The organism is Mesorhizobium sp. M1143, assembly GCF_040318435.1.
Taxonomy (GTDB): domain Bacteria; phylum Pseudomonadota; class Alphaproteobacteria; order Rhizobiales; family Rhizobiaceae; genus Mesorhizobium.
The window spans coordinates 1-26126 of the sequence record NZ_JAMYMJ010000063.1 but is presented as its reverse complement, the minus strand read 5'-3'; the positions used below and the strand labels follow the sequence as shown (position 1 = coordinate 26126).

The 26126-nt window shown below is 61.4% G+C and carries 26 protein-coding genes and 2 pseudogenes; 6 read left to right on the top strand and 22 right to left on the bottom strand.

What is annotated here, in order from left to right; translation table 11 throughout:
- On the top strand, positions 1-411 hold a 411-nt coding region (locus NKH35_RS27650; RefSeq protein WP_352917056.1), incomplete at its 5' end, for a transposase.
- A gap of 166 nt (positions 412-577) precedes the next feature.
- Complete coding sequence (locus NKH35_RS27645) at positions 578-1204, top strand: SOS response-associated peptidase (protein WP_352917054.1); 627 nt, start codon at positions 578-580, stop codon at positions 1202-1204.
- Positions 1205-1474: 270 nt separating this feature from the next.
- Here the strand turns inward: NKH35_RS27645 and NKH35_RS27640 are convergent, their stop codons facing one another.
- Positions 1475-2317, bottom strand: coding sequence for a plasmid partitioning protein RepB C-terminal domain-containing protein (locus NKH35_RS27640; RefSeq protein ID WP_023731574.1), 843 nt, complete (start codon positions 2315-2317; stop codon positions 1475-1477).
- Complete coding sequence (locus tag NKH35_RS27635; RefSeq protein WP_352917052.1) at positions 2311-3915, bottom strand: recombinase family protein; 1605 nt, start codon at positions 3913-3915, stop codon at positions 2311-2313. Before NKH35_RS27635 ends, NKH35_RS27640 begins: the two co-directional genes overlap by 7 nt.
- A gap of 114 nt (positions 3916-4029) precedes the next feature.
- Between NKH35_RS27635 and NKH35_RS27630 the strand changes: the two are divergent.
- A pseudogene (locus NKH35_RS27630) lies at positions 4030-4355 on the top strand (type II toxin-antitoxin system HicB family antitoxin); the annotation flags it as partial.
- A gap of 184 nt (positions 4356-4539) precedes the next feature.
- Complete coding sequence (locus tag NKH35_RS27625; RefSeq protein ID WP_023690487.1) at positions 4540-4857, top strand: YMGG-like glycine zipper-containing protein; 318 nt, start codon at positions 4540-4542, stop codon at positions 4855-4857.
- 918 nt (positions 4858-5775) lie between these two features.
- On the opposite strand, the gene NKH35_RS27620 is transcribed toward NKH35_RS27625, so the two are convergent.
- The 5 genes from NKH35_RS27620 to NKH35_RS27600 form a co-directional block, all read right to left on the bottom strand.
- Positions 5776-6654, bottom strand: a complete 879-nt coding sequence (locus NKH35_RS27620; protein WP_023830230.1) for a YihY/virulence factor BrkB family protein — start codon at positions 6652-6654, stop codon at positions 5776-5778.
- Between the two features lie 125 nt (positions 6655-6779).
- On the bottom strand, positions 6780-7964 hold the full coding sequence (locus NKH35_RS27615) for an acyltransferase family protein (RefSeq protein WP_031203341.1): 1185 nt from the start codon (positions 7962-7964) through the stop codon (positions 6780-6782).
- 233 nt (positions 7965-8197) lie between these two features.
- On the bottom strand, positions 8198-9634 hold the full coding sequence (locus NKH35_RS27610) for a hypothetical protein (RefSeq protein WP_156941087.1): 1437 nt from the start codon (positions 9632-9634) through the stop codon (positions 8198-8200).
- A complete protein-coding gene (locus tag NKH35_RS27605; RefSeq protein WP_023806978.1) occupies positions 9600-10802 on the bottom strand; it encodes an MFS transporter in 1203 nt (400 codons plus the stop codon). The genes NKH35_RS27610 and NKH35_RS27605 overlap by 35 nt, the downstream gene beginning before the upstream one ends.
- A 106-nt stretch (positions 10803-10908) precedes the next feature.
- Complete coding sequence (locus tag NKH35_RS27600) at positions 10909-11634, bottom strand: helix-turn-helix transcriptional regulator (protein WP_286456774.1); 726 nt, start codon at positions 11632-11634, stop codon at positions 10909-10911.
- Positions 11635-12074: 440 nt separating this feature from the next.
- On the opposite strand from NKH35_RS27600, the gene NKH35_RS27595 reads away from it, so the two are divergent.
- Positions 12075-13070 carry a class I SAM-dependent methyltransferase gene (locus tag NKH35_RS27595; protein WP_352498912.1) on the top strand — a complete coding sequence of 332 codons (996 nt, stop codon included), beginning with the start codon at positions 12075-12077 and terminating at the stop codon, positions 13068-13070.
- 11 nt (positions 13071-13081) lie between these two features.
- Positions 13082-14041, top strand: a complete 960-nt coding sequence (locus NKH35_RS27590) for a LysR family transcriptional regulator (protein WP_084013102.1) — start codon at positions 13082-13084, stop codon at positions 14039-14041.
- A gap of 44 nt (positions 14042-14085) precedes the next feature.
- On the opposite strand, the gene NKH35_RS27585 is transcribed toward NKH35_RS27590, so the two are convergent.
- The 15 genes and pseudogenes from NKH35_RS27585 to NKH35_RS27515 form a co-directional block, all read right to left on the bottom strand.
- Positions 14086-14310 (bottom strand): DUF2274 domain-containing protein, encoded by a 225-nt coding sequence (locus tag NKH35_RS27585; RefSeq protein ID WP_023673788.1) that lies wholly within the window; start codon positions 14308-14310, stop codon positions 14086-14088.
- Position 14311: 1 nt separating this feature from the next.
- Positions 14312-15565, bottom strand: a complete 1254-nt coding sequence (locus NKH35_RS27580) for a TraB/TrbI/VirB10 family type IV secretion system protein (RefSeq protein ID WP_352713247.1) — start codon at positions 15563-15565, stop codon at positions 14312-14314.
- The gene (gene trbG, locus NKH35_RS27575) at positions 15562-16701 is read right to left on the bottom strand and encodes a P-type conjugative transfer protein TrbG (protein ID WP_023697519.1); all 1140 of its coding nucleotides are present in this window, start codon (positions 16699-16701) and stop codon (positions 15562-15564) included. Before trbG ends, NKH35_RS27580 begins: the two co-directional genes overlap by 4 nt.
- Entirely contained in the window at positions 16698-17381 is a 684-nt protein-coding gene (gene trbF / locus NKH35_RS27570) for a conjugal transfer protein TrbF (protein WP_023697518.1), read from the bottom strand. The genes trbG and trbF overlap by 4 nt, the downstream gene beginning before the upstream one ends.
- Before the next feature lie 2 nt (positions 17382-17383).
- Entirely contained in the window at positions 17384-18745 is a 1362-nt protein-coding gene (gene trbL / locus NKH35_RS27565; RefSeq protein WP_023690476.1) for a P-type conjugative transfer protein TrbL, read from the bottom strand.
- A 1-nt stretch (position 18746) separates the two neighbouring features.
- Positions 18747-19142 (bottom strand): putative entry exclusion protein TrbK-alt, encoded by a 396-nt coding sequence (gene trbK-alt, locus NKH35_RS27560; protein WP_023697517.1) that lies wholly within the window; start codon positions 19140-19142, stop codon positions 18747-18749.
- Positions 19143-19152: 10 nt separating this feature from the next.
- Positions 19153-19911: a P-type conjugative transfer protein TrbJ gene (gene trbJ, locus NKH35_RS27555; RefSeq protein WP_023697516.1), complete on the bottom strand. Its 759-nt coding sequence runs from the start codon at positions 19909-19911 to the stop codon at positions 19153-19155.
- Positions 19908-22361 (bottom strand): conjugal transfer protein TrbE, encoded by a 2454-nt coding sequence (trbE, locus tag NKH35_RS27550; protein WP_286456769.1) that lies wholly within the window; start codon positions 22359-22361, stop codon positions 19908-19910. Before trbE ends, trbJ begins: the two co-directional genes overlap by 4 nt.
- A gap of 14 nt (positions 22362-22375) precedes the next feature.
- Complete coding sequence (locus NKH35_RS27545) at positions 22376-22672, bottom strand: VirB3 family type IV secretion system protein (protein ID WP_023673515.1); 297 nt, start codon at positions 22670-22672, stop codon at positions 22376-22378.
- Positions 22672-23004: a TrbC/VirB2 family type IV secretion system protein gene (locus NKH35_RS27540; protein ID WP_023673516.1), complete on the bottom strand. Its 333-nt coding sequence runs from the start codon at positions 23002-23004 to the stop codon at positions 22672-22674. The genes NKH35_RS27545 and NKH35_RS27540 overlap by 1 nt, the downstream gene beginning before the upstream one ends.
- A complete protein-coding gene (trbB, locus tag NKH35_RS27535) occupies positions 23001-24017 on the bottom strand; it encodes a P-type conjugative transfer ATPase TrbB (protein WP_352917050.1) in 1017 nt (338 codons plus the stop codon). The genes NKH35_RS27540 and trbB overlap by 4 nt, the downstream gene beginning before the upstream one ends.
- A gap of 217 nt (positions 24018-24234) precedes the next feature.
- Positions 24235-24552 carry a helix-turn-helix domain-containing protein gene (locus tag NKH35_RS27530; protein WP_006338687.1) on the bottom strand — a complete coding sequence of 106 codons (318 nt, stop codon included), beginning with the start codon at positions 24550-24552 and terminating at the stop codon, positions 24235-24237.
- Positions 24549-24896: a type II toxin-antitoxin system RelE/ParE family toxin gene (locus NKH35_RS27525; protein ID WP_031203332.1), complete on the bottom strand. Its 348-nt coding sequence runs from the start codon at positions 24894-24896 to the stop codon at positions 24549-24551. Before NKH35_RS27525 ends, NKH35_RS27530 begins: the two co-directional genes overlap by 4 nt.
- 356 nt (positions 24897-25252) lie before the next feature.
- Positions 25253-25707 (bottom strand): annotated as a pseudogene (locus NKH35_RS27520) (ribbon-helix-helix domain-containing protein).
- Between the two features lie 7 nt (positions 25708-25714).
- Complete coding sequence (locus tag NKH35_RS27515; protein ID WP_352559099.1) at positions 25715-25945, bottom strand: hypothetical protein; 231 nt, start codon at positions 25943-25945, stop codon at positions 25715-25717.
- Between the last annotated feature and the right edge of the window lie 181 nt (positions 25946-26126).

Sequence of the window (26126 nt, the reverse complement as noted above, 5' to 3'; positions counted from 1 at the left end):
CTGCCGAGGAAGCACGGCGACGACTGCCTGCAGGAATTGCGCTGGCTCTACGACCGGCGCGATCTCGCAGAGGCCAGGGCTGATCTTGCCGCATGGCTTGCCAAATGGTCGGCACGCTATCCGCGCCTGACAGGCTGGGCCGAGGATGCCATCGAACAAACCCTGACCTTCTTCAGGCTGCCGAGACAGCACCACAAGCATCTCAAATCCACCAACATGCTGGAGCGGCTCAACGAGGAAATCCGCCGGCGCACCTATGTCGTGCGCATCTTCCCCAATACCGAAAGCTGCCTGCGCCTGGTCAGGGCGTTGGCCGTCGAGACCAATGAAAACTGGATGGAGGCCTACCGATACATCAATATGGACGACCTGCGCGAGCACAAGAAGCTCGCTCTGCGCCAAGCCGCATGACCAGCATCATGGCTGCCCCATTTTGCAGAACTTGACGCACACAACCGCAATCATCGGTCACCGCCGCCAAGATACGCGGCGTCTGGCGCCGCAGCGACGAGTATAGGAGAATTCCGACCTTGGCCCGCTCAGCGTGCCTGAACTCCTGCGCAACTGAGGCAGAGCGATGTGCGGACGTTACACCAAATATCTGTCGTGGTCGGAAATCCACCGGCTCTACCGCCTGACTGCGCCGGCGGAGACGGGCCGCAACGACGAGCCCCGGTACAACATCGCGCCGACTCAGGATGTCCCATTCGTCACTGCCGGTGAGGATGGCAATCACAGGCTCCGTGAAGGGCGCTGGTGGCTGGTCCCTTTCTGGGCAAAGGAAATGCCCAAGGCGGCTATGTTCAATGCGAGGATTGAGGGCATCGATACAGCGCCCGCCTTCCGCGACGCCTACAAGTCCAAGCGCTGCCTGATCCCTGCCGATGGCTTCTACGAGTGGACGATATCGCCAGCCGACGGCAAGAAAGACCCTTGGCACATCTACCAGCCAGGCCACGCGCCTTTCTCGTTCGCCGGGCTTTGGGCTTACAATTCCAATCTCGACATAACCAGCTGCACCATCATCACCGAGCCTGCCGGAGAACCGATGAAGCAGTTGCATGATCGGCAGCCTCTCATTCTCGACCCGGCCTACTATGACGCCTGGCTGGACCCGGCGACGCCCAAGGACAGCCTCAAGGACGTTCTCAGCCACGACATCGACCTTGTCAGCTGCAGTTCAACCGCGTTGGACGTGAGGTGAACACGAGCGCCGTCAACAAGTTGCCCAACGACCATCCCGGCCTGGTCGGGCCGATCAACCCGTTATGAGCGACGAACCGAGCCGGCTTGCCGAAGGGATGACAGCGATTCCGCGCGGCCGAGAGCCGATCGAAAATCGCTTTGCGAGCATTCTGGCTGCGGCAAGCTCGGCGGGTTTGGCTTTTCGAGGCCTGGACAGAAGTCACATTGGTTCTGTTGTTTGCATCCCGGCGACGGCGATCGGTTTCTATAGGAGTTGACGTCCGACCATCTAGCGCCCCTGTTCGAGGCATGGCATCGAGAAGCTGTGAAACTCTTCAAAATGCCCCGGAAAGGTCCGGGCGAGATACCGCACCACTCTGGAATTATCCATCAACCGGTCGAAAAAGCGGTTGGCTGCGACAAGCTCCAGGCCCACCTGGCCATGACGTTCCGCGGCGCTGAGAACCGCAAGGCTTACCGCGCCGACATCGAGCACCATCGCGCCGCGCTGGTCTTCCGCTTGTGTGGTGATCGTTGAGAGATTAAAACCCTCGACCAGCAGGGCTTGCGGTGTCAGAGCGACGAGTAGTCTCGCGTAGGTGATCCTGACCCGGTCCATCGCCACCATCAGCCGGGCAATCTCCAATTGCCTGGCTGGCAGCACCTTCTGGAGCAACCCGAAGATTTTTGTTTTTACCGGCGCGTCCCGAAGCAGGTCGAGGACATCAGGGCAAATTCCGTTAACGGCTTTCCGGTTCTCGCCTGTCTCGGAAGCGGGTTTTCCGGGAGAGCAGAACATTTGCGGCTCGCGGGTCGCGCCACGCAACCTATGTGCCAGTAGGCTTGGCATTGTCCTGAAGCCCTCGGACACCAGCGTGGCGCAGAATTGCTTGTCGCGCATCATCAGGTGGAGCGCCGCTACTATCCGGTCTAGGCTCTGTTCAGACTTTGCCGCTTGCGTGACGAAATCGCGCATGCGTTTGCATTCCGTATCGTAGGTCGCCAAAAATTCGTGTGAACGAAGCCTCTTCTTGGACCCTAATGCGCCAGCAACAATATTGCTCGCATGTCTGTCGCCACCGTTTTCCAACGCACGGTAGGCGGCGTCCTTGGCTAAGCGCTTGACTACCAAGCCACGCCTCCGACAGGCTCTCGCTCTGCTAACCTGATAATCGGGTCGAGCGTGGGAAAAATATAGCTGTCCAGCGGTATCCCATTGATGGCATGCAGTTCCGATTTACCCGCGATCTCGTGGGCAGGCGCAATCAAATAGTCCCGAATGGTCAGGTCGCCCGGATTCATACGGATCAGGACGAAAATGTCGGGTAGTGGCCGTTTATCGGCCTTCGAAAACCAGCGTGGATAGCCGAAGCCGGAAACCCTGCATCGGGCCATTGTAATCGCCATCGTGATCTCCTCCTTTATCCGCAGGAGGTCCATCGCCATATCATGGGCAGCAACCCCGCCCTGCCTATCAATCGCGCCCACAAGATCCCGGATAATCTGCAGCCTCATTGATTCCAGGTGCCGGTTCACGCCGATGAAGCGGTAGTTTTTGGATGGCTCGTATCCGATCAGTTCATAGGCTTTGACAATGGTTCCAAAACGCCACTGGTAGCGTTGGGCCGGCGGGCATCCGGGATCCGCGTCGATCAGGGCCAACGACAAGGCGCCACGGCGAGCCAGTAGTGCCCTAAGAGCGGCCAGCATCTCGTTGTTGGTCATGTGGCGATAGATGGTCTTGAGCACGATCTGCGCCCGATCGAACAGTTTGCGGTCGACGATCGGCTCCAGGACGTTTTCCACCCGCACCCACTGTTCCGGGGGATTGCGGACTTGATGGCTTCTCAGCCGGGCCGAATGCTTGTTCCAGACGCTGTTGCCAATGTAATTTTCGTTGGTCAGCACCGAGTGCACGGATTCCCGCGTCCATGGTCGCCCCAAATCGCTGAGCACGCCGCGTTTGTTGAGCAGTCTTGCCATCTCCAGCTCTGTCTTGCGTGTTCTGACAAAGTGACTGAAGATCCACTTCACTGTCGCAATCTCGTCAGGCGGGCCGAGCACCAGAACTATTCGATCCGTCTGCTGGCTCTTGTATTCGTGGGATGAAAGGATGCATTTTGAGCGGCCGTGTTGATCGACAAGCAGGCGCCGCAGGCCAAAGCCGGCCTTCCCGCCCTGCCGGAAGCCCAGCCGGATCAACCTTGCCTGGCCGATGAAGACTTTTTGCGAGAGCATTCTGCTCTGCTCGGCAGCCATGCTCCGTTTGATTGCTTTGAGGACGTCTGACCCGATGCTGCCGTCGTTTGCGAATTGCTCGGCGCAAAATTCGATACGCACGCCGGCCATCTGGCATCGGTATTCGTAGGCTGCGCTTTCATCAATGTTCTGAAAACGCCCCCACCGGCTTACATCATAGACCACAACCGTCTCAAAATCGGCTCGCCCACTTTCGACATCGGCCAACAGCTTCTGAAGACCGGGGCGCCCTCCAAGGTTTAAACCGCTGCGACCGAGGTCCTCGTAAGTGGCGACAATGTCGTAAGCCATGATATCGGCATAGTCGCGAATGGCATCCGCTTGGTTGTCGATCGAGTAGGTCTGGTGTTCCGTCGACATGCGCACGTACTGCGCGGCGCGAACTCTAGGCACAGTCTGGTGCCCGCCATCTAACTTTGGCACTTTCCCCACACTCTTGACCGTTGCCCAGGCAATGTCTGCCTGGGGCATGCCCAACCTACTAGGCAGCTTCCTACGGTCCCATTAGGAATACCTCGACAGTTTGTGTCGAATGGCTCGATAGTCTGATCGAGCCTCGAAGCCGCTCCTTGGGGGAACCGACCCGTGCGTCACTATATCGGATTGATCCACAAGCAAGCGGACAGCGACTTCGGCGTATCCTTTCCCGATTTTCCGGGCGTGGTCACCGCCGGCACCAGCCTCGACGACGCCCGCGCCATGGCCGAAGAGGCCCTGGCCTTCCATCTCGAAGGCCTTGTCGAGGATGGCGAAGCCATTCCCGAGCCATCATCCCTGGAAGATGTCATCTCGAACAATGACAATCTCAGCCGGGTCGCCGTCCTGGTAGCGCTCAAAGCCGAACCACAAAGGTGGTGCGCGTCAACGTCACCATTCCCGAAGATGTCCTCGACCAGATAGATCGATATGCGATTCAAACCGAGGCGTTACCGACCTGTTCGCGAAAGCCGTTTCCGCTTTGGCAACCATTGTCTTCAAGGCCCGAGAAACCACGTCTCATTTCGTGAGCGGGCGTGCCGCCGTTTGGCCGCAATGCGCCAGCAACTGGCAACCATTCGCCCCGATCCGCGTTTGGGGCTCCAAAGGAGTTCCAAGATGATCATCAGACAAACCATTGCCGCCGTGCTCATGACTGCAGCACTTGCAGGCTGCGCGACCCAGACCGAACAGCAGCAGAGGGCAACCACAGGCGCACTCATTGGCGGCGGTGTCGGCGCCCTCGCCGGCCAGGCACTGGGCGGCAACACCGAAAGCACGGTCGTGGGTGCCGCCGGCGGCGCCTTGCTCGGCGCCGTCATCGGCCAGTCGACCACGCCGCAGCGCCGCGGCGAACAGCTTTGCCGTTACCAGGACCGCCGCGGCCGGATCTACACGGCGCCTTGCGATGATCGCTATTACAACAACGACTATTGATCCAGCCTCCCTGGAAGTGCGGCTCTCTGACGTTTGCTGCCGCTCTTCCAGGGACCCGGGATCCGTTCGGCGTTTCACAATATGAGAACGCCCGCTCAGTCCATTACACCCTCTGGCTGATGAGCTTGCGCTTGGTGCTTGCAAGCATCCCATTTCGCGGAAGCGACGTGAAGCGCTGGTTTCATGGCGCCAACAATGACATCGCATTGCCGCAGCTGAAAGTGCCGACAGCGACCATCGGCTGCGGCTGAAGAGCGGGGGTGACGGTCACGGTGCCAAACATCAAGGTCGCCAAGCGCGCCTTGGCCAAGCCGAATGGCTTGCGCTGCATGCATAAAATGTGGGATAATTTGTTTGGTGGAGATTCTCGCTCACACCATCCAAAGGCCTCCTTCGGAGGCCTTTTTCATGTCATGGTGGCTGGCAACTGAGTGCCACAACGATTAGGTGGCACTCCCTGCCTAGGCGAAGAGTTGCACTGCCGCCAAGGTCCTTCGACCGCTTTCACGTCGTAAGCTTGGAGAACAATCCCGATGCTCAACAGCATTGCGGGCTGGCTCGATGCTGCAACTGCAATTGCCATTGTTCGGCTCCTGATTGACCTCATGAACCTATACCGCTCCGCTGCCGCCAAGAAGGCGCCGGACGGCAGGCGCGCGAGATCAAAGCCGATACGCAAGCGCCGTCCGCGTCGCCGCTGAACCGCGTCTTCCCAACCAACTCAAACTGTGACCGCGATGGTTTGACCCACCAGCGACCCGTGCACTCATCATATGGCGTCGACCGTATCCAGCTCGCGTGCCCTGCTCGGTGATGCGGTCGGCGCCGACGGGTGATGATGCGGGTGGCGTCGCGAAGGCAGCCAGCCGGCGCGCCGCGCGCCTAGTCGATTTCATCGTTAGTGGCGTATGTTGCAAGTCAAGCACTGTGAAGCACAGCGTCCAGATCGGACCTGCTGCCGTGTCGAATGGAATAGGCGCGAGTGATTTCCGCACCAAAAAGAAAAATTTCCGCCGAGTAGTAAGCCCACAGCAGGATGACAAGCAGCCCACCGGCGGCCCCATATGAGGCCGCGACCGCGCTGGAGCCTATATACCAACCGATAAGCGATTTCCCGAGCGTGAACAGGGCAGCGGTTACAACCGCGCCAATCCAGACATCCCGCCATTCCAGGGTTCGATCAGGCAAGATCTTGAAGATAGCGGCGAAAATAGCTGCTAGGAGGACAAAAGAAACGACCGCGTTGATAACGGCCAGGACAAGTGTCCCGAACGGCAGCTGTGCGTTGATGAGGTTGCCTAGGGCCGAAATCGCCGCGCTCGCGACTAGAGAGACGAGCAACATGAAGCCAAGTGCGGTGACCAGTCCCAGACTTACCGCACGTGCGCGCACCAGGCGCGACAACGAACTGCCCTGCGCTTCGACCTTCCATATCATGTTCAAGGACTGCTGTATTTCGCCGAAGACCCCGGAAGCGCTCACAAGCAAGGTGATGATGCCAATCACCGCCGCCCAGGTGCCGCCGGATGGCTTTTCGGATGCGCTCTTCAGTGCGGTTTGCAGGATATTTGCGCTTTCTGTACCCATCATCCCTGTGATTTGGGCGGACAATGCCGCTTGGGCTGCCTCGTGACCGAATGCGAGACCCGCAATTGCAACCACGATGAGCAGAATTGGCGCCAACGATGTTGTGGCATAAAAAGCGATTGCCGCGCCATGGCTGAGAGCATTGTCGTTGACGAACCCAACGACGGCTTCTCGCACCATTGCCCATGCATTTGTGATCGCGCGATGCATTTTGCGCCCCAGTCGAATTGGCGTTCACTAGCAATGCACCAGCACATGTGATGTTCCGGTTGCGGGCTACTAACGCCCTCAGGGGGAGCAGGCAACGTCAGTGGTTATGCGCCGCGCTTGGCGCCCTACTCCGCCGGGGTCTTCTCGAGCACCGGCGCAATTTTCCGGCCAAAGCGCTGGACAACGAAGCGGCCCGCCTTCTGGCCGGGGACCTCGATCAGAGTGTAGGTGATCCAGGACAGCAACGTCACCGTCGGCAGCACAACGGCAACGACGATGGCGAAGCGCAGCGGCGCCGACAGTTCGTGGCCGAACTCACTGATGACGAACGCCGCGACGGGCTGCAGCACCAGCAGATGGCTCAGGTAGATGCTGAAGGAAAGCTCGCCCATCAGGTGGAAGAACCGGTTGCTGAGCGTCACGGCGATCGCTCGCGCCAACATTCCCGCCCTTCCAGGCAGCATGCGGTAGAGAACCAGCGCAAAGAAGCCCGCCACAAGCGCTTCACGCACCAGAAGCTTGCCCAGCCCCTGGTCGCCGCCAAAGGGCAGCGCCGCCAAAAGCATGGCCAATGCCAGATAGAGGAACGGCCTCGGTCGGCTCTGATGCACGACTCCGGCCAGCAGCATCCCGCACAGGAATATCTGTATCTTCAGCGGCAGAAAGGACGGCATCGGAAAATGGATCGACAACAGCCGCATCGCAAACACGATGACGCAGCCGGCCGCCGCGACCACAAGGGCGCTCCTGATCCAGTCCAGCCTGCGCACCAGCAGCATGACGGCCGGGAACACGGCATAGAACTGCATCTCCAGCCCCAGGCTCCAGTCAGGCAGCGGCGTGCGATAGGCGAGGTCCGGCACCAGCCCAAACAGGAACGTGAGATGGGCAACGATGTTTTTCAGGCTGCCGTCGAGGTAGCGTTCCGGCGCCTGGTGCGATCTGGAGAGGAAATCGTCGATGATGATCCTGCAATCGTAGAGATAGGGGCCAAGCGCCAGCGCCAGGAAAAGCATGACATAGAACAGCGGCGCGATCCTGAAATAGCGGCGCGTCCAGAATTTGAGCCAGGTTGCCGATCTTTGCCAAGGCTCCTTTTCCTGGCGCAGCTGATAGTGGAACACCATCAGGAAGCCGGACAGCATGATGAACAGGTCGACGCCGAGATCCGGCTCGCCGACGATCGGAATTTGCCAGCCGGTCAAAAGCAGGCAGTGCCCGACCAGCACCCAGATCGCCGCAAGCGCGCGAAGCCCGTCCAGGCATACGATGCGCGACGACTTGATGATGCTGGTTTCGTAGCTAGCCATGTTGCACTGCAGCATGGCGCCTGAGGAGCGATTGTCAACCCGGTGAGAGATGACGAATTACGGCTACGATGGCGGATGCCGAATTGTGCCGATCTCCTCGCCAGACAATAGGCTGAACGGACAGGCACCTTTTCAGGAAACCGTCAGCGCGTCCCGAACGACCGAAATCAGGCGCGAAGCAACCGTTCGCAAACCGGCACACGCATGCCAGTTGCGGAAGCGCATAAAACATTTCAGGAAAAGGCCCATTCCGCATCGGACGGCGTGACCAACCCCTGCCGCAGTCGGCTGTGAAGTTCATTCCACGACGGGTCTGTCACGAAGCCTTTCATGCTTCCACAAGCCTCGGCGAAGGAAATGTCGCCCAAACGGCCGATGAGATCACTCATCGCGCCGTTCCTGCCCTTCAGGAATACCTCGAGCGGATCATCATCACACTCAATTACCCGATGTCCCCAAGCACCCGGTACGTCGTCGCTTGCGAGAGCCTGCTGAAGATCTTCATCCACGCCTGTGGCCTCGAGCGCCCGGGAGACGACATAGCGCATCAGGGGGTAATAGATCGGCTGATAGCTGCCTCCAAGCGCGCGCACGCCGGGCAGGATCGACAAAACCAGAAACATCAGCAGGAGATTCGGGACAAGGCTGCGATTTGCCAGCCGCTCAAGGATATCGGGGGCTGTGAAGCACGCCACCTTCATACCGGTCGCGGGATCGATGAGTTCTCCGGCGACCAGACGCAGCGGAAGGCGTTTGCCATTTTCATAGAACCAGAAGAAATCGGTACCGCGCGCGAGCCAGCCACTCCAGGGGCCGGACGCGATCGCGTCGAGGCCGGCAAGGATATTGGAGGCGAACTTCGGGTCTTCCAGCAGTCTCATGTGTAGCCAGGAATTTTCGTCCGACAGATGGTCGGCCACCAGGTCGGCGATGTCCTCGTCGTCGATCTGCAGGAAGGAAAAGTGGCCTCCGAACATTTTTGGCCAAAGCGTAAGATTGGCTGCCTTGATGGCATGCGCGGGCCGCTCGAATTGCGTCTTCGGCAGAAGGGCACGAAGCAGCGTGAGCGCGTCGCCCCCAGTGTTTGGTTCCGTCGGTAACAACTCGAACTTATAGGGTCCCCGCCCGGCTAGCAGGCTGTACCCGATCATCCGGCTTCGGCTCAGGCCAAAGACGTTGACCGGCTTCCCGTCAACGGTGAGCCAGCCTGGCCCCTTGCGTGGCTTTTCGACGAGATTCACCGTCGAAACGGCGTAGGAAACGTAGGTCGAACACCCGTGCGCCGAGAGACCAAGGAGGCTGAAGATATGCGTGTAATAGGCTTCTGGCTCCATGAGGAGAAACAAATGAGGGCCTGTCTGCAACACGCGGCGCCTTTCGAAATCCCTGCAGATTTCTGAGGCGGTATCGGCAGACAACCCGTTTCGTGTCGCTGCCTTCCTGATGATGTCGAGTAGTTTGGTGAAGGCTCGGAGCCGGATTTCTGGCATGGGAACCGAAGCCGGCGCCGTAAACAGGCGAAACGCATAATCGCGGATCGGCCGGGAATGGTATGGGCTCATCCAGGGGTAGAGTGCCGTCAGCGACCCCAGGACTGCCTGTTTCGCATCTACGCCTGCTGTTAGCTCTTCCACCTCACGATTCACCTTTTTCTTGCGTCTGAACGACACTGACGCTCAAACACGAAACACTGATGAGGAGCGCTACGCCAAAGCTGAAGAAAATCGTCGAAGGAAATGCTCGATTTCCTACTGCGGCGGCGATGCCGAACACGAGTAATCCGAGCACCACGGCCACACTATGCATGATGCCTTTTGCCCGGCCCAACAGATAATCCGACACACGCGTCTGCAATGTGACTTCAACGCTGACGCGTCCAAGATTGTATATAAATCCGAGCGCGGCAAAAAGGATCACTGTCCAGGGCGTGGGCAGAAATGCCAGCGCCATGAGTACCAGCGCCGTTAAGCCCAAAAGCATGAGATGGAGCGCATGAGTGCTCATCGATCTTTCAATCCGGAATAGAGAGACCGCACCGATCAGTGAGCCCGCCGACCATGCAGCCTCGAGGTAGCCGAAATCCACGGCAGTACCCTTCTGCTCCTGGACGAAGCTAGATCCCACGACGCTGACAAGCACCGCGCTTGTATAGAGAAGCGCGTAGACGACAATGAGACGGCGCAGGCTCAGATCGATTTGGGCTGCCGAGATTTTGGCGGTGCGGACATCGAGCGAAACCGGTTGCAGCCGCATCAAGGCTAGGCAACCCGCTGAAAACAGGAAGAAAGCAGCAAGAACGGTGAATGGTAGGGCTGGGGAGCGCTCATGCAGCAAAGCCCCTGCAAGCAGAGCTGCGCCGAGATTGCCGACCTGCATGACGAAGAAGACGGCGGAATTCGAGGCTACAAGATCGCGGCCGTCAGCTATCACGGGGATCATTGATTGAGAGCTCGTAAGGGCGACACGGTCGCAAAACGAAAAGAGGGCCGCTGACAGACAGATGATCAGAAACACGTCCATGTAGAGGAGCGCGCAAGCGGTAGCCAGCATAACGAGAAAGCGGCTGAGGTCTGCCGCAACGTTCAAGCACCGCCTGTCAAATCGATCCGCCGCTACGCCGGCCAAAGGGCTCGCGATGAATTCGACAACGCTGACGATCGCAAGGAACGTCGCGACGCCGGCGGTTCCGTATCCTCGCTCGACGACAATCCAGGCGGAGGCGATGTAGAAGCCGTTTCGGGCAACGGCCGCCGATAGCGTGCTGGCCAGGAATCCGAGGCACGGATTGGACCGGCCGGCCCGCCCTTTGGCATGATGATTTCGAACCAGGTTTGACATGAGCGGCGTATCCGAGCTGACCGCCGATGGATACCTTCTTCCGCCAAGCCTGCTTTACTGTGATGTTGGGGTTTTCCGATACTTGCTGAGAACAACAAGCGGCGACCTAGATTCGCCACTTACGACGAAATTCCGTCGGGCCCGCACCGAAAGCCCGCTTAAAGGCGGTCGCGAAATGGCTGGAGCTGCCGAAACCACATTCCATCGCGATTTCCGTCGCCGACAGATTGGTCGATCGCAGCATGTCCGCGGACTGCTCCAACCGTCGCTGCGCAATGAATGCGTGCGGCGTCATGCCTGTCGACTGCTTGAAGGCCCTCCAGAAATGGAACCGGCTAACCCCAATTTCTTTTGCCAGATCGGCCAGCGTAGGTCTGCCGTCCGACAACGTCTCGATCATGTCCACTGCCCGCTTGAGATCGAACGATGACAAACCGCCTTTTGCCGGCTCCTGATGGACGCCGTTCAACCTTAACATTTGGCCGAGCAATTGCGTGGCCTGGCACTCCACCATGGTTGCGCTGATGGGGTCAGGCTGCTTGAGCTCCAAAGCAATCCTCTGCAACGCCAACTCTGCAGTGCCGTCCCGAAACCCGATCGAAGGCGGCAGCACTGCCGGGCGATGGCGAGCCATTCCCGCAAACACCTCGTCGGCGAACCCTTTTTCAATCGAGACCAGGAGATAGGAAGCGGTCGCTTCCCCCTCGTCCCATCCATTCCAATCACTGCCGGCCGGCATGAAGATTATCGAACCGGCCCGGCGCGGCAAAAAGGCAATCCGGCGCCCATCCACAATGTCTTCTCCGCGGGACGCCGTGCCCTTCAGGTTCATCAAGAACACATGGTTTGGCTGGAGGAGCCTTGTCTCCTGACGCTCAAGCCCGGTTCTTTTGACTACGTCCGCCCGCACGCTCCCCCAACTCTCATACTTGTGGGCAAGGGATTGGTGCCGTGAGCGGCGATTCTCGGTCGGGTCGAGGGCAAGAGTATTCACGTATCCACAGCCTCCTTACTGGCGAGTGGCCAGTCGTCGCATGATGTGGCGAACCATTGGTTGCTGAACAACGCGCAAATAACTCTGGATTGGTAGAAGATGTGACTTTAGCGAAAAAATGGCAAACGAGCGAAAGCCGTCTGTATCCGGCAGGCCTACGAGTTGGCTCAGCCAATACTTGAGCCAGGCGAAATATTAGACCCCACTTATCTTAGTGGCATTTCCCCTATCGACGTATCGGCATCTCACCAACGGAACGGTGCTGGAGGCATACTGCGATGCGTGGACTCGACGACTTTCTGGCTGAGTGCGACGCTGGCCCACGGATCAACCGACTAGCCGGCTTTTTCGCCGCGACCGCCGCTGGCAAGAGCGGGATGCCAATCCGCAAGCCCGTCGCGGACGCCCGCCTTCTGCCGAGCGATGAACTGCTGCACGGCTTGGTCAGCCTGCATGCGGCACGACAAGGTTTTTTCGACCAGCACTATCACGGCAGCATTCCCTACAGATTAGAGGAAGAGTGCCGGATGGCCTACGCAGTGCTGAAATACGCACGGCATCGTGGTGGTCCGCTTTCGCTATATAGCCTTGGAACAGCGGAAGGCACGATGGCGAGGACACTGTCGGAACTGTCCGATGGGCAGGTACGCTCACTGTCGTGCAGCCCGAACGCGGAGAATTACAAATGCTTCATGGCTTATGGCCAACCACCGCACGCCGACTTTTTCATTGGTCCCTTCCATCATTTGACAAAGGACGTCCTGGGCTCGGATCCGCGACTGGCAAATTTCGCCCACGGTTTCGATATCATTCTGGAAGATACGACCTTTCAGATGTACTCGCCGAACAGAGTGGGACAGATCGAGTTCGTGACACAGCACCTCAAGCCGGACGGAATCTTCGTCTTCGTCGAGAAGTTCCGGGCAACCGAGGAGCCGGACTACAGGCGTCGCGAATACCAGAAGGATTTCGGCTTCAAGGCGCGCTATTTTCCCCCAGACGAAATCGAGAAAAAGCAAACCCTCGTTCTGAATACGATGTTCGGCAATGAGGTGACTTTGGCAAAGATGGCTGACGCCATACGCGCGCATTTCAGCTACTGCGCCCTGACCTGGAACAGCGGAAATTTCTGTAGTCTCGCGGCGAGCAATAGCGAGGAAAACCTGAACCGATACCTTTCCCAGATGGCCGCTCCGGCCATTCCGCACGAGTACGTCTACGAAACCAGCTTGTATCCGACCCTGCCGGTTAGCGTCGCCGCCGCGCAGGAATAGGCTCCTGTGCCTTGAGACAGGTCAACAACACGTTGCGTCGTTTGGACCATGTCTTCGCGGCTGTCGACCATGGCAGCCTCAGGCAGGCCGCAAGAGTTCTCAGGGTGAGGGAATCCTGTGTCAGCCGCAACATCGTTGCTCTCGAACAATTGCTGGACATGCAGTTGTTTGACCGCGACGTCCATGGCGTTCGGCTGACCGAAGCAGGCCGGGCCTGGACTAACCTCGTCCGGGCTCATTATGAAGGGTTGCAAGATGCCATGGCCGGAGGTGGTCCTGGCGACCAGGATGCCAAAACAGTCAAGATAGGGTTGTGCGGTCAGATAGGACGGGCGTTCGTGGCGCGGCTTGTCGATCGATTTCGCGGCTTGCATCCGGACGTGAGCATCGCCATCGAGGACGTTCCCCATGATCAGTGTCTGGCGGCAATACGTCGCCGGCGCCTTGACATCGTGTTCACGCACGGGCTCGAGAACGGCGCCTTATGCCGCAGCGAGCTATTTGGACACGAGCGCTTGTTCATTCTCCTGCCCTGTTACCATCCGCTTGCTGAAAGGTCTGCGGTCACATGGGCAGATCTTGCAGATACCTGCCTGCTGGTTTCGGTCGGATCGCCGCTGGATCCGGTTTTGTTGGAAAAGATTGCCGCAGGTGGTGGCCCCGCTATTCAAATATGTCGCGCGAGCGAAGCGACGGTCATCCTCAAGGTGCAACTCGGTCAAGGCGTTACTCTGGCGGGCGAAGGTTTTGCCAGGACAGTCGCCATCGACGCTACAGTATGGAAACCCATCGACGGTCAGCACAGCATCAGTTCGATTAAGGCGGTGTGGCTGGAATCGAACCCAAAGCGTGCGCTTCTGCGCCTGGTTGGGACCGCAAGAAACCTGGTGGCCGCAACGCGACCCGGGCCTACCCCTGTCAATGGAGGAAGTTCGGGACGCCGCGGCGCGATTTCTGAAGTCACGCCATGACTGGGAGGTGCGACTGACCCGGTTTGACTTCAGTCGTCCAGCCTCTAACCACCCTCCGAACGCTTTGCCCTGGCAAAGCCTCGATCCGTCGCAATGAACCGCTCCAGCATCGCAACGATGAGGCGCGGCGCATCGGCGGGCCGTTGCCCCGCTTCGCGGCCGAGGATCTCGGCATAAGCCGTCAGATCACGGTGCAGTGCCGCAGGGAGTTCCACCATGACCTTGACAGGCTTGTCGTCAGCGATTGGCCCCAGTTTCAGCTTGGCCATTTCAGCCCCCATAAGGTTCGAGCACGAGATCGCGTGTGACGATCACCCGCACCGGGAATCCCGGTCGGATGGTGAGCGTCGGCGCTATGTTGAGCTGCCGCTGGACGATCTGCTGGCCTGTCTGGCTGATGCTGTCGGAAGCACCCTGGCGAAGAGCGCGCATGATGTCGCTCTCCTGGCCCGATGAGCCTGCTTGCGCGCCGATGCTCAGAACCGTGGAAAGTGCTGCAGCCTTGAACAACTCGCCCCAGTGATAGTCGACGCCGTCCTCGAGACCGGCATAGCCCTCAGCGTCCGCGCCAGGCTCACGTTCCAGAACGATGGAGCGGCCGTCAGGAAAAATCAGCCTGGTCCATACCAGCAACACGCGACGCTGGCCGAAGCCGACCCCATTGTCATACTGGCCGATGAGGCGCGTCCCCTGCGGAATGAGACGGATATGTCCGGTGGGGCTGTCATAGACATTCTCCGTCACCTGCGCGGTAATCTGACCGGGCAGGTCTGAGCGAATGCCAGTGATGAGGGCAGCTGCGATGACGGCGCCCGCCTGCAGGACGTTTTTCGACGCCGGCGCCGCAACACGATCCGACGAGACGGTGCGCTTGTCAGGCGGCTGGTCGAGGAACGCAAGTTGGCGGTCTTGCGCCGAGGGCGTCGCTGACTGCGGCGCGAGGCCAAGGTTGGCGAGATCGGTTTGTGGCATGGTGTCTGTCGTGGCTCGAGCGACAGTCGCGTCACTAGCGGGCCGCGTTTGCGTGGACGCGAACAGACGCGCGGTCCTCGCCGCCTCCAGTTCCTGCTCCCGGCGCTGTTCCTCTGGATCCGGTCCGACCGAGCCCGACGACGGCGCTCCGTTCGCCGGGCCGCCATTCTGCGCGTTGAGGATCGGGCGGCCGAGATCGCCGGGAAGCGGTGGGCCAAGCTTTGGAACGCCCGTATAGTCCTTTGGCAGACCGGCGAGCCCATCGGGCGTCGAACGATTATCGGTTGAATAGAGCTCCTGACCCTGGCCTTGCTGACGGTTCTGAAGCGCGTAAATCAGCGCACCGCCGACAGCGAGGCTAGCGGCGAGCCCCAATCCGGCCAACGCCTTGCGGGACAGACGCGTCACGCGCGACGGCTCGGCGCGCAGCCGCATGGCCGCGGCCGGCTCACCTGTCAACGGCCGGGCGTCATCCTCGACCGGTGCCTCCGGCCGGGCGTCATTCGCCGGCCCCCGGCCTTCTTTCTTCCCGGGATCCATTTTGTCGCTCATGATGACGACCCTCCCCTGCCTGTTCGGAGGTTCGTCGCTGGCGGGGTCTCACCAGGGCCATGCATCCATGAAAATCGACTGCTCCTTACCCCATCGGTGCGGGAGACGCGGACGCGCCTCTGGTTCTTGCCGGCGCCGAGGCGCAACTCGGCGGCGGCAAACATCCGGTCGACGATCATGTAGTTGCCGCGCACGCGATAGTTGACCAGCTCGGACGTGTCGCCTTCCGGCCCTACCACGAAGAGTGGCGGCATCTCACCCTGGCCGATGCCCCGCGGGAACTCGATGAACACCTGCTTGCCATCGTCGAAGGCGCGCAGCGGCCGCCACGGTGCGCGATCGCCCGTCACCTCGTAGCGGAAATTGACGCGAGAAAGATCGATGCCTGTCGAGACCGGCTGTGCAGCCTCAGCTTGCTGGTTCTGCCTGCGCAAGGCGATGAGTTGGTCCTGCGGGTATTGCCAGGAAACCGACGCCATATAGGTCGACGGCGTCGAGCGCAGTTCCATGTGATAGGTACGCCGATCGGTATTGATGACGAGATTGGTGAGAAGGTCGGCGCGCGTCGGCTTGACGAGTATGTGGACCTGCTTGGCCGCGCCCGTACCGCTCTCGGTATCGCCGATGATCCAGCGCACGGTGTCGCCGGCGGCGACGGGACCGGAACCGACGAGCTGCTCGCCGGGCTGGAGCGCGATGTCGGTGATCTGCCCCGGCGAGGCATAGACCTGATAGAGCGCGCCATCGACGAATGGATAGACCTGCATCGAGTTGATGAAGCCGTTGCGGACAGGCTGGACGCGCGCGGCCGCATTGGCCAAGTTCACGCGCGCGGTCGGATCGGTCGGTTCCGGGTCGGGCTTTGCGGCCTTGCCGACCGGCTTCAACTGGCCTGGAAGCGGCAGCGGCTTCGACAGCTCCACCACCTTGACGGGCGGTGGCGGATCGACGGCATGCACGGCCGGGACCGGATCGTCATAGGAAATCTCCGGCGGCTTCTGCCTGGTGGCGCAGCCCGCAAGCGCCGAAGTGCAAAGCAAAAGCGCTGGAAGGGCCATTTTGCGGAAGGCCGGCATTGCGTGGATGAGGAAAACCGGACGCCCCCAGGGGGCGGCTTTGCAGAGTACGGGCATCATTGTCCAAGCTCCTTCGACCAGTTGATGGCGTTGATGTAGATTCCAAGCGGGTTCTTCCTCAGCGCATCAGCGTCGCGCGGGGGCTGGACGACAATGGTGAGGATGGCGGACCAGCGCTCCGTGGAAGCCAGTGAGCCGTCCTGATAGCGGCGTTCGACCCAGGCGATTCGGAAGCTCACCGGCGATGCGCGGATGACCGACGACACATCGACGGCGACCTGCTGCTTGCCGACCTTGGTGAACGGGTCATTGGCGCGCGCATAGTCGTTGAGAGCCAGCGCCCCGCCCTGCGTCGCGAAGTCGTAGGCGCGCAGCCAGTTCTGCCGCACGATGACCGGATCGGCGGGGATCGACCTCACCTGTTCGATGAAGTGCGCCAGGTAGAAGGCAATCTGCGGATCGTTCGGCTGATAGTCGCCGACCGCAGGTCCCACAGCCTGCGCCTGGCCGAGACGATCGACCTGCACCACCCAAGGCACGATCGAGCCTTTGGCGGATTGCCAGATGAGCGCGGCCGAGAACCCCGCGGCGAGCGCCAGGCAACCGAAGGCCATGGTGCGCCAGTTGCGCGCCTGCACGCGAGCCGAACCGATGCGCTCGTCCCAGAGCTGAGCAGCGCGTTGGTAGGGGGTCTCGGGTTGTGGGGACTTGCCGTAGTGCGTGGACGGTCGTTTGAACATGCTCAGTCACTTTCAGAGAGGTTGATCGAGGAGCCGCCGCCATGGCTGTCGCCACTGCGAACGGCGTGGGCGGCGGCCTGGACGCCATGGGTCATCTGTTGCGAGCGCTTCATGCGCTTCGCCCAGGCTGGCTGACTTTCGGTTGCGGAGGACGCGACGGGTGCGGAGCCGGCTTCGGGCGCGTTCGCGCCGATTGTGCCAGCCGTGGATGACCCGCCCGTCGTCTCGAAGGCAGCGCGAGCGCCCGACTGGTAGCTGTGCTTCATGCTGCCTGCCGCATTATTGGCCGCACGCTTGAGCGGTGAGATGGCACCTTGGGCGCCGGCTCTGATGACACCGCCGAGCCCGGATGCGACGCCAGAAAAGCCAGACTCTCCGGCCGCGCTGAGGCCGTAGGCTGTGGACGCCCTGCCCGCCATGGCGGCACCGCCACGGGCCGCCGCTGCAGCACCGCCACTGACAGCCGCGCCTCCAGACACGACTGCGCCGCCGGCCGCAGTGCCGACTGCTGCCATGCCTCCGACGGCGAGCCCAGCGCCGACCGCAGCACCCGCGCCGAGTTGCGGGCCGCCGGAGACGAGGCCGTTGGCAATGCCAGGTCCAAATATGCCAAGGCCGAGCAGCGACAACGCGGCCAGCACGATCGCCATGGCATCGTCGATCGACGGCGTGTTGCCGCTGAACCCCGCGGTGAACTCGGAAAAGAGCGTTGAGCCGATGCCGATGATGACGGCGAGCACCAGCACCTTGATGCCGGACGAGATGACGTTGCCAAGCACCCGCTCGGCCATGAAGGCGGATTTGCCGAACAGACCGAAGGGAATGAGCACGAAACCGGCGAGCGTGGTCAGCTTGAATTCGATCAGCGTGACGAAAAGCTGGATTGCCAGGATGAAGAAGGCCAGCAGCACCAGCGCCCAGGCGAAGAACATGCAGGCGATCTGGATGAAGTTCTCGAAGAAGGACCAATAGCCCATCAGGTTCGAGATCGAGTCCAGCAACGGCCGGCCGGCATCGAGCCCGGTCTGCGCCACCTTGCCCGGGCGCATGAGATCGTTGACGGTAAAACCCGTACCCGAGGCCTTCAGGCCAAGCCCGGCGAAGCTTTCAAAGACGATGCGGGCGAGATTGTTCCAGTTGGAGATGAGATAGGCGAAGACGCCGACGAATAGGGTCTTCTTGACGAGGCGCGCCATGATGTCGTCGTCCGCACCCCAGGACCAGAAGAGCGCAGCCAACGTCACGTCGATGACGATCAGGGTTGTGGCGATAAAGCCGACCTCCCCGCCGAGCAGGCCGAAGCCGCTGTCGATGTAGCGCGTGAAGACTTCGAGGAAATGGTCGATGACGCCCATGCCGCCCATGTCAGCGAGCCTCCGGCCGAGGAGGCTCGACCTGCATCGCGGGAGTGGTCACATCCATCCGCGTCCCTCCTTTCCGGTCGGCTGACGCCGGCACATCAGGGAATAACGTTTTCGGGGCAACGGCAGCAGGCGCCGTTGCCGAGTCACCTGGAGCGAGAAACCGGCGCCGGCTCTCTGCCCACGCTTTCAGACAACCGGGATCGCGAGGACCGGCCTCGCCGATCCCGGAACAGCGGCGCAATTCGAACGCGAGCGGGTCTTGTGACGCGGTGGAACGGTCCCGTGTCCCAAGGGCGTCAGGCTCATCGTCCTTGCTGCTCATCTCGATCGCGGTCACTGTCAAAGCGACCGCGATGAAGATGACCGCACTGACACGAGCGAGGAGCTTGCCTTCCATCGCGCCGACCTCAGTTCTTGCCATAGAACATCTGCGCACTGCCGGGCTGGTAGCCCGAGCCCTGCGTCAGGAAGCGCCGGCGCTGCTCTCGGCCCTGGTCGACGGCGGTGGCCTGTTCGGCCGATTGCAACGCCTGCGCCCGACCGTTCGCGGCGACGACAGCGGTGAGATCGGCGAGCTGCTGCACTTGGAGCGCGAGGAGCTGGTTGCCGGCCTGTGTTGCCTGAAGCGCGCCGGTCGCACCCTGGCTCTGGCCGACCAACGCCGACATCTCACTGCGATTGGTGTCGATGTTGCCGACGACGCCCGCCTGCACACGCATAGCGTCCTGAAGGCCACCAACCGTGTTGCCCCAGCGCGAGCGCGCGTCGGCGACGAGTTGCTGATCCGAAGCCGACAGCGAGACGTTGCCGTATTTCTGCTGGAAAGCCTGATCGATCTGCTGGACGTCATAGGCAACGTTCTGCGCCTGACCGAGCAGTTGCTGCGTACGCTGCACGGACTGCTGGAGTTGTTGCAGAGAGGAGAACGGCAGGCTCGCGAGATTGCGGGCCTGGTTGATGAGCATCTGCGCTTCGTTCTGAAGCGAGGTGATCTGGTTGGTGATCTGTTCGAGCGAGCGCGCTGCCGTCAGGACGTTTTGCGAATAGTTCGAGGGATCGAAAACGATCAAGGCCTGTGCCGGCGTCGCCAGCATCGGCGAGAGCGCGGCAGGAGCGACAAGCAGTGCGGCGGCGAACCGCATGCCAAGGGAACGGCGTTGTTTCATGGGGACTTCTCCTTGTTGGTGAGGGCGGGGCTGGTTAGGGCGGGAACGAGTTCAGCGGCCCAGCCGACGCCACGGTGGGTGAGCCAGGCAGCGAGGAACCCGTCGCGGCCATGCTCGGCGACGATGCTGGCGATCGCGGCCTGGTCGGTCTTCGCGGATACAGCGCAGAGCGCGAGTGCCACATCCGACAGACCGAGCTCGAACAGCCGGTTGCCGCGTCGGGACTGGCAGTAATAGTCGCGCTTTGGCATCGCCCGCGCGATGATCTCGATCTGCCGATCGTTGAGGCCGAATCGACGATAGATCGCCGTGATCTGCGGCTCGATGGCGCGCTCGTTCGGCAGGAGAAGCCGGGTCTGGCAGCTCTCGATGATCGCGGGCGCGATTGCCGAGCCGTCAATGTCGCTGAGCGACTGCGTGGCGAAGATGACGCTGGCGTTCTTCTTGCGCAGCGTCTTTAGCCATTCGCGGAGCTGGCCGGCAAAGCCCTCATCGTCCAGCACAAGCCAGCCTTCGTCGATGATGAGAAGGGTTGGCGAGCCATCGAGCCGGTCCTCGATGCGATGGAAGAGATAGGACAGGACGGCGGGCGCGGCACCTGTTCCGATCAGCCCCTCGGTTTCGAATGCCTGGACCGACGCCGATCCGATATGCTCGTGCTCGGCATCGAGCAGGCGGCCATAGGGACCTCCGACGCAATAGGGACGTAATGCCTGCTTGAGATCGTTTGATTGCAGCAGCACGACCAGGCCGGTGATGGTGCGCTCCTCGACAGGCGCGGACGCCAGAGAACTCAACGCCGTCCAGATATGCTCCTTGATCTCAGGCGTGATCGTCACATTCTCACGCGTCAGGATCGCCACGATCCAGTCGGCGGCCCAGGCGCGCTCGGGGACATCGTGAATGCGCGCGAACGGCTGAAGACTGACGCTATCGGACGCTCCATCGCTGAGATCGCCGCCGAGATCATGCCAGTCGCCGCCCATGGCGAGTGCCGCCGCGCGGATCGAGCCGCCGAAATCGAAGGCAAATACCTGTGACCCCGCATAGCGGCGGAACTGCAGCGCCATCAGCGCCAAGAGCACGGACTTGCCCGCGCCTGTCGGGCCGACGATCAGCGTGTGGCCGACGTCGCCGACATGAAGCGAAAGCCGGAACGGGGTCGAGCCTTCGGTCTTGCCGAAAAGCAGAGGGGGCGCTGCAAGATGCTCGTCCCGCACCTCGCCCGCCCACACCGCGGAAAGCGGAATGATGTGGGCGAGATTGAGGGTGGAGATGGGAGGTTGACGGACGTTGGCGTAAACGTGACCCGGCAGGCTGCCGAGCCAGGCGTCGACGGCGTTGATGGTTTCGATAATTGCCGTGAAATCGCGGCCCTGGATGACCTTTTCGACCCGGCGCAGTTTCTCGTCGGCGATGCCAGGATCATCGTCCCAAACAGTCACCGTCGCGGTGACATAAGCCATGCCCGCATAGTCGGCGCCGAGCTCCTGGAGCGCCATGTCGGCATCAGCGGCCTTGTTTGCGGCGTCGGTGTCCACGAGGACGGACGCCTCGTTGGTCATCACCTCCTTGAGGATCGCGGCGACCGATTTGCGCTTGGCGAACCATTGACGCCGGATCTTTGTCAGCAGCCGGGTCGCATCAGTCTTGTCGAGCAGGATCGCGCGTGTCGACCAGCGATACGGGAAGGCCAGCCGGTTCAGCTCGTCGAGCAGACCCGGCGTGGTCGCGGTCGGGAACCCCGTGACCGTGAGAATGCGCAGATGCAACGCGCCAAGCCGCGGCTCAAGCCCGCCGGTCAGCGGCTGGTCGGCCAGCAGGACATCGAGATACATCGGCGTTTCGGGAACGCGGACACGGTGGCGATTGGTCGAGACGCAGCCATGCAGATAGGTCAGCGTCTCGGCGTCATCGAGCCAGCGGCACTCCGGCATGAAGGCTTCGACTAGGCGCAGGACGCGGTCGCTGCGGTCAGTGAACCCGGTCAGCACCTCATTGGGGTCGAGGCCCTTCTTCTCCCGCCCTTCGTAGAGCCAGCTTTCCGCGCGGGCGGTGTCTTCGGCGGGCGCAAGATAGGTGAGCGTCAGGAAGTAGCTGGACTCGAAATGCGCGCCGGCCTCCTCGAAGCCCGCCTTGCGCTCCGCATCGACCAGCGTCGAGGCCGCATCCGGAAAGCTGCTGTCGGGATAGCGCGTCGAGGCATGGCGCTGTGCCTCGACGAAGATCGCCCAGCCGGAGCCGAGGCGGCGGAAGGCATTGTTGAGCCGGCCGGCGACGGCGACCAGTTCGGCCGGCACGGCGCTGTCGAGATCGGGACCGCGAAAACGCGCGGTGCGCTGGAAGCTGCCGTCCTTGTTGAGGACGATTCCAGCGCCGACCAATGCCGCCCAGGGCAGGAAGTCGGCGAGCCGGCTGCTGCGGTTGCGATATTCGGCAAGGTTCATCATAGGTGCGACCTCGCTTAGACCGTGAGATGCGCGGGTATGCGCAGGTGCCGGCGAACGACGTCGGCGAAAAGCGGATCGCGCTTGGCCGCCCAGACTGCGGCAACATGGCCGATCGCCCAGATGGCGATGCCGACGAGCCACAGACGCAGCCCCAGCCCCACGGCGCCCGCGAGCGTCCCGTTCATGATCGCAATGGCGCGCGGGGCGCCACCGAGCAGGATCGGCTCCGTCAGCGCGCGGTGTACAAGGACCGTATAGCCGGGCACTGTATAATCCGGCATTGGGCCGCCCTGTTCGACAGCGCCCGCCATCAGACCAGCGCTCCGCCGCCGAACGAGAAGAACGACAGGAAGAAGCTCGACGCCGCGAAAGCGATGGACAGGCCGAACACGATCTGGATGAGCCGGCGGAAGCCGCCAGACGTGTCGCCGAAGGCGAGCGTCAGGCCGGTTACGATGATAATGATCACCGCCATGATCTTGGCGACCGGACCTTCGATCGATTGGAGGATCTGTTGCAGCGGCTGTTCCCACGGCATTGACGAGCCGGAGGCATAAGCGGGCGCGGCCATCACCAGGATGAGCGTGGCACCGGAGACGGTCATGGCGAGACGATGGCGCGCGAGGCGCAGGCGTTGGATCATGGAATTTCTCCTTCAGGGCTTTGGATGAGCAAGGTCGGGCTGTCGTCGCCCTCGAGGACGGCTGGCGCGACCCGGTAATCGCCGTCCGGGCTCAGGCCATCGACACGGGCGAGTTCGGACAGTCGGCGGGCTGAGCCGCGGCCGGAAAGGACGGCAACCAGGTCGATCGTCTCGGCGATCAGCGCGCGTGGAACCGTGACCACGGCTTCCTGGATCAGCTGCTCCATCCTTCGGAGCGCACCTATGGCGCTGCCGGCGTGGATCGTGCCAAGGCCGCCGGGGTGGCCGGTGCCCCAGGCCTTGAGCAGTTCGAGCGCCTCGGCCCCGCGCACCTCTCCGACTGGAATGCGGTCGGGGCGCAGGCGCAGCGATGAGCGAACAAGATCGGAGAGCGACGCGACACCGTCTTTCGTTCGCATCGCCACGAGATTCGGCGCTGCGCATTGCAGTTCCCGCGTATCCTCGATGATCACGACGCGATCGACGGTCTTGGCCACCTCGGCCAACAGCGCGTTGATCAGCGTGGTCTTGCCCGTGGAGGTGCCGCCTGCAATGAGGATGTTCGCGCGGTTGGCAACGCCCTGGCGCAGCGCGTCCACCTGCTGCGCCGACATGATTCCGGTCGCGACATAATCTTCGAGGGTGAAGATGGCGACGGCGGGCTTGCGGATCGCGAAGGCGGGCGCCGCGACGACGGGAGGAAGAAGCCCTTCGAACCGCTCCCCCGTCTCGGGCAGCTCGGCCGAGACACGTGGGGCGCCGGCATGGACTTCGGCACCGACATGATGAGCGACGAGGCGAACGATGCGCTCGCCGTCCGCTGCTGACAAACGCTCTCCTGTGTCGGACAACCCCTCGGTCAGGCGGTCGATCCACAAACGTCCATCGGGATTAAGCATCACTTCGACGATGCCGGCGTCGTCGAGATAGCGCGCGATCGCAGGTCCGAGCGCTGTGCGCAGCATGCGTGCGCCGCGCGCCAGACCTTCTGAATTGTGAGGCGAAGCTGCCATCCTGTCCCCGTTTCGATCCGGGGGAACATGGACGGCCCCTGGACGGGGATGATTAAGAGAGCCGCATCTCGAGTGGTTTCAACACCTATATCGAGGCGTAGTGGCGTAGCGTGCAAATACAGGAGATTGGCGGTGCCGACCTGTGATCAAGGCCGGCGATCTTCAGGCAAGGGCGGCGCTCGCCGTCAATTGTGCGCTCGTCGGTAAAGCCGTCAGATCACGCGGCTTCAGCACGAGTTGACCGTCGAGGCTTGTGGCGAACCACCACGTCGACCTTGTAGTCGAGCCGGTCCAGACAGCGAACCAGCCTGTCTATTGAAAACTTACCCGTTCGCCCTGTGGCGATCGCGGAGACGTCGGGCTGTTTCATTCCGAGCAGTTCAGCCGACTTCGCCTGGGTCAGGCGCCGGCGCTTGATAATGGCGCGGATCTCGCGGGCCAGCTTGGCCTTGAGCAATTCCTCTTCGGGATTGTCAAAGCCGAGGTCCGCAAACACGTTGCCGCTGCTCACTTCGGCGGTGATGTCTTCCGTCATGACTTTGTTCCTTTCCCATAGTTTTCACGATAGTGCGCCTCGGCCGCCTTCAATCGTACTGTGACGAGATCGATTTCATGCTTGGGTGTCTCCCTGCCCCTCTTCGACTTCTTCTGGAAGCAATGAAGGACGTAGATCACGCCAGCGAAGCGGACGGTGTAGACGGCGCGGTAGGTATCTCCGTCGAAGTCGTCGACCACCTCGAGGATGCTGCGGCCCCCAAACCCTTTCAGGGCTTTGACAGCCGGGTGCTCCTCACCATTCTGGGCGTCGTTGATTGCGACACCCATCAACCGGCGAACATCGACCGGAAACTCGCGCAGGTCATCCTTCGACGATCCCATCCATACCGTGAGCTTTTGGTTTTTCATTCGCCCTTTGCCTTATAGCATACAGACTATAATTTTCAACGAAAAGATCCTGACACCGCCTAGCCACTGAGATAACTGGTTCGGCTCAGACGGCTGCTTTTTCTAGAAGCTCATAAAGGCGTGGTCCCTCATGCAATCACGGATCTTGAATTGCGGATTTCGCGCCCAACATGGTTCCCGTATCAGCGACCCTGCCCTGCGGCTGTCTAGCTCTTGTCTGCCAAACCCCCCGACAGGTTGGCAACGCGAGTTCCATGACAACATATCGTTACAATACTTTGATATGCTTGACATATCGATGCTTGCAAAATCTCGGTCCGCCAGTCCGTTCAGCGCGCGGGCGTGCCGGGCTGGTGTGTGTCCAGACCGCCATCGATGTCCTCGGAGATCTCCTGCCGAAGCTTTGGACCTCTCGCCAGGCGCCGGCCGAGCGCGGTGACGAAGGCATATAGCGCTCGCCAGCCTTGGAGTGGGCTGCCTGTGCCGCGGGCTCGGGCAAAGCCGGCGTTGTCGCCAGCCAGAAGCGGACGAAAACAGCGAGCGTCTCCACGGCAATCGCGACATCGCGCTCCTGGCGCGTCATACGGCGGTCCAGCTGGTCAAGCCGCTTGGTGATCGCCGCCTCCTGCCGCTCGGCGGCATCGGGTGAGAGGAACGACTCGATTGCCGCCTCCGCGACGAGCGACCGTGAAAAATCACGGCGCGCCGCATGTTCGGCCAGCCTGCTCATGACCTTCGGATCGAGATAGACGGACAGGCGTTGCTTGCGAGGTGGCTTTACCATGGGAGCCTCACATATCCACGCCGTCGCCGGGGTCGAGCGACGCCTGCCGCGCAACGCCCTGCATCAGGCGCGTCAGTCGACGGTTGCGGGCAACCTCGTCCTCCACGTCATCCAGGTGATCGATCTCGAATTCGTTCTCGGTCGAAGGCTTCACGACCTGCTCGACGCGACTGAGCTCGGGTTGCCGACGACGCTCGGAATCAGTTGTGTCGTCATCCGTGGCCAACGGCGCCGACATGGCTTCAGCAATCTGCGGACGAGAAGGCAGAGGCAGGTTCGTCCAGTCGTCCGGCCTCCCCTCCTCCGGGGGCCGCCGCGCCCGCGGGGGGGGGGGGGGGGGGGAGCGGGCGCGCCGCGGGGCCAGGACGAGGTTATGATTAAACAAGAGACAGCCCCCCACGCCGGAGGGCGGGGGGGGG

What these genes read in the sequence shown, in the direction of transcription:
- NKH35_RS27580 (WP_352713247.1), bottom strand. Translation starts at nt 15,565, where the DNA reads ATGAGCGACAAAATGGATCCCGGGAAGAAAGAAGGCCGGGGGCCGGCG.
- NKH35_RS27585 (WP_023673788.1), bottom strand. Translation starts at nt 14,310, where the DNA reads ATGGCCAAGCTGAAACTGGGGCCAATCGCTGACGACAAGCCTGTCAAG.
- NKH35_RS27515 (WP_352559099.1), bottom strand. Translation starts at nt 25,945, where the DNA reads ATGTCGGCGCCGTTGGCCACGGATGACGACACAACTGATTCCGAGCGT.
- NKH35_RS27620 (WP_023830230.1), bottom strand. Translation starts at nt 6,654, where the DNA reads ATGCATCGCGCGATCACAAATGCATGGGCAATGGTGCGAGAAGCCGTC.
- trbF (WP_023697518.1), bottom strand. Translation starts at nt 17,381, where the DNA reads ATGTTCAAACGACCGTCCACGCACTACGGCAAGTCCCCACAACCCGAG.
- NKH35_RS27545 (WP_023673515.1), bottom strand. Translation starts at nt 22,672, where the DNA reads ATGGCGGGCGCTGTCGAACAGGGCGGCCCAATGCCGGATTATACAGTG.
- trbB (WP_352917050.1), bottom strand. Translation starts at nt 24,017, where the DNA reads ATGGCAGCTTCGCCTCACAATTCAGAAGGTCTGGCGCGCGGCGCACGC.
- NKH35_RS27530 (WP_006338687.1), bottom strand. Translation starts at nt 24,552, where the DNA reads ATGACGGAAGACATCACCGCCGAAGTGAGCAGCGGCAACGTGTTTGCG.
- NKH35_RS27525 (WP_031203332.1), bottom strand. Translation starts at nt 24,896, where the DNA reads ATGGGATCGTCGAAGGATGACCTGCGCGAGTTTCCGGTCGATGTTCGC.
- NKH35_RS27605 (WP_023806978.1), bottom strand. Translation starts at nt 10,802, where the DNA reads ATGTCAAACCTGGTTCGAAATCATCATGCCAAAGGGCGGGCCGGCCGG.
- trbJ (WP_023697516.1), bottom strand. Translation starts at nt 19,911, where the DNA reads ATGAAACAACGCCGTTCCCTTGGCATGCGGTTCGCCGCCGCACTGCTT.
- NKH35_RS27595 (WP_352498912.1), top strand. Translation starts at nt 12,075, where the DNA reads ATGCGTGGACTCGACGACTTTCTGGCTGAGTGCGACGCTGGCCCACGG.
- trbG (WP_023697519.1), bottom strand. Translation starts at nt 16,701, where the DNA reads ATGATGCCCGTACTCTGCAAAGCCGCCCCCTGGGGGCGTCCGGTTTTC.
- trbE (WP_286456769.1), bottom strand. Translation starts at nt 22,361, where the DNA reads ATGATGAACCTTGCCGAATATCGCAACCGCAGCAGCCGGCTCGCCGAC.
- NKH35_RS27600 (WP_286456774.1), bottom strand. Translation starts at nt 11,634, where the DNA reads ATGAACCTGAAGGGCACGGCGTCCCGCGGAGAAGACATTGTGGATGGG.
- NKH35_RS27625 (WP_023690487.1), top strand. Translation starts at nt 4,540, where the DNA reads ATGATCATCAGACAAACCATTGCCGCCGTGCTCATGACTGCAGCACTT.
- NKH35_RS27645 (WP_352917054.1), top strand. Translation starts at nt 578, where the DNA reads ATGTGCGGACGTTACACCAAATATCTGTCGTGGTCGGAAATCCACCGG.
- trbL (WP_023690476.1), bottom strand. Translation starts at nt 18,745, where the DNA reads ATGGGCGGCATGGGCGTCATCGACCATTTCCTCGAAGTCTTCACGCGC.
- NKH35_RS27615 (WP_031203341.1), bottom strand. Translation starts at nt 7,964, where the DNA reads ATGGCTAGCTACGAAACCAGCATCATCAAGTCGTCGCGCATCGTATGC.
- NKH35_RS27635 (WP_352917052.1), bottom strand. Translation starts at nt 3,915, where the DNA reads ATGCCCCAGGCAGACATTGCCTGGGCAACGGTCAAGAGTGTGGGGAAA.
- trbK-alt (WP_023697517.1), bottom strand. Translation starts at nt 19,142, where the DNA reads ATGGAAGGCAAGCTCCTCGCTCGTGTCAGTGCGGTCATCTTCATCGCG.
- NKH35_RS27540 (WP_023673516.1), bottom strand. Translation starts at nt 23,004, where the DNA reads ATGATCCAACGCCTGCGCCTCGCGCGCCATCGTCTCGCCATGACCGTC.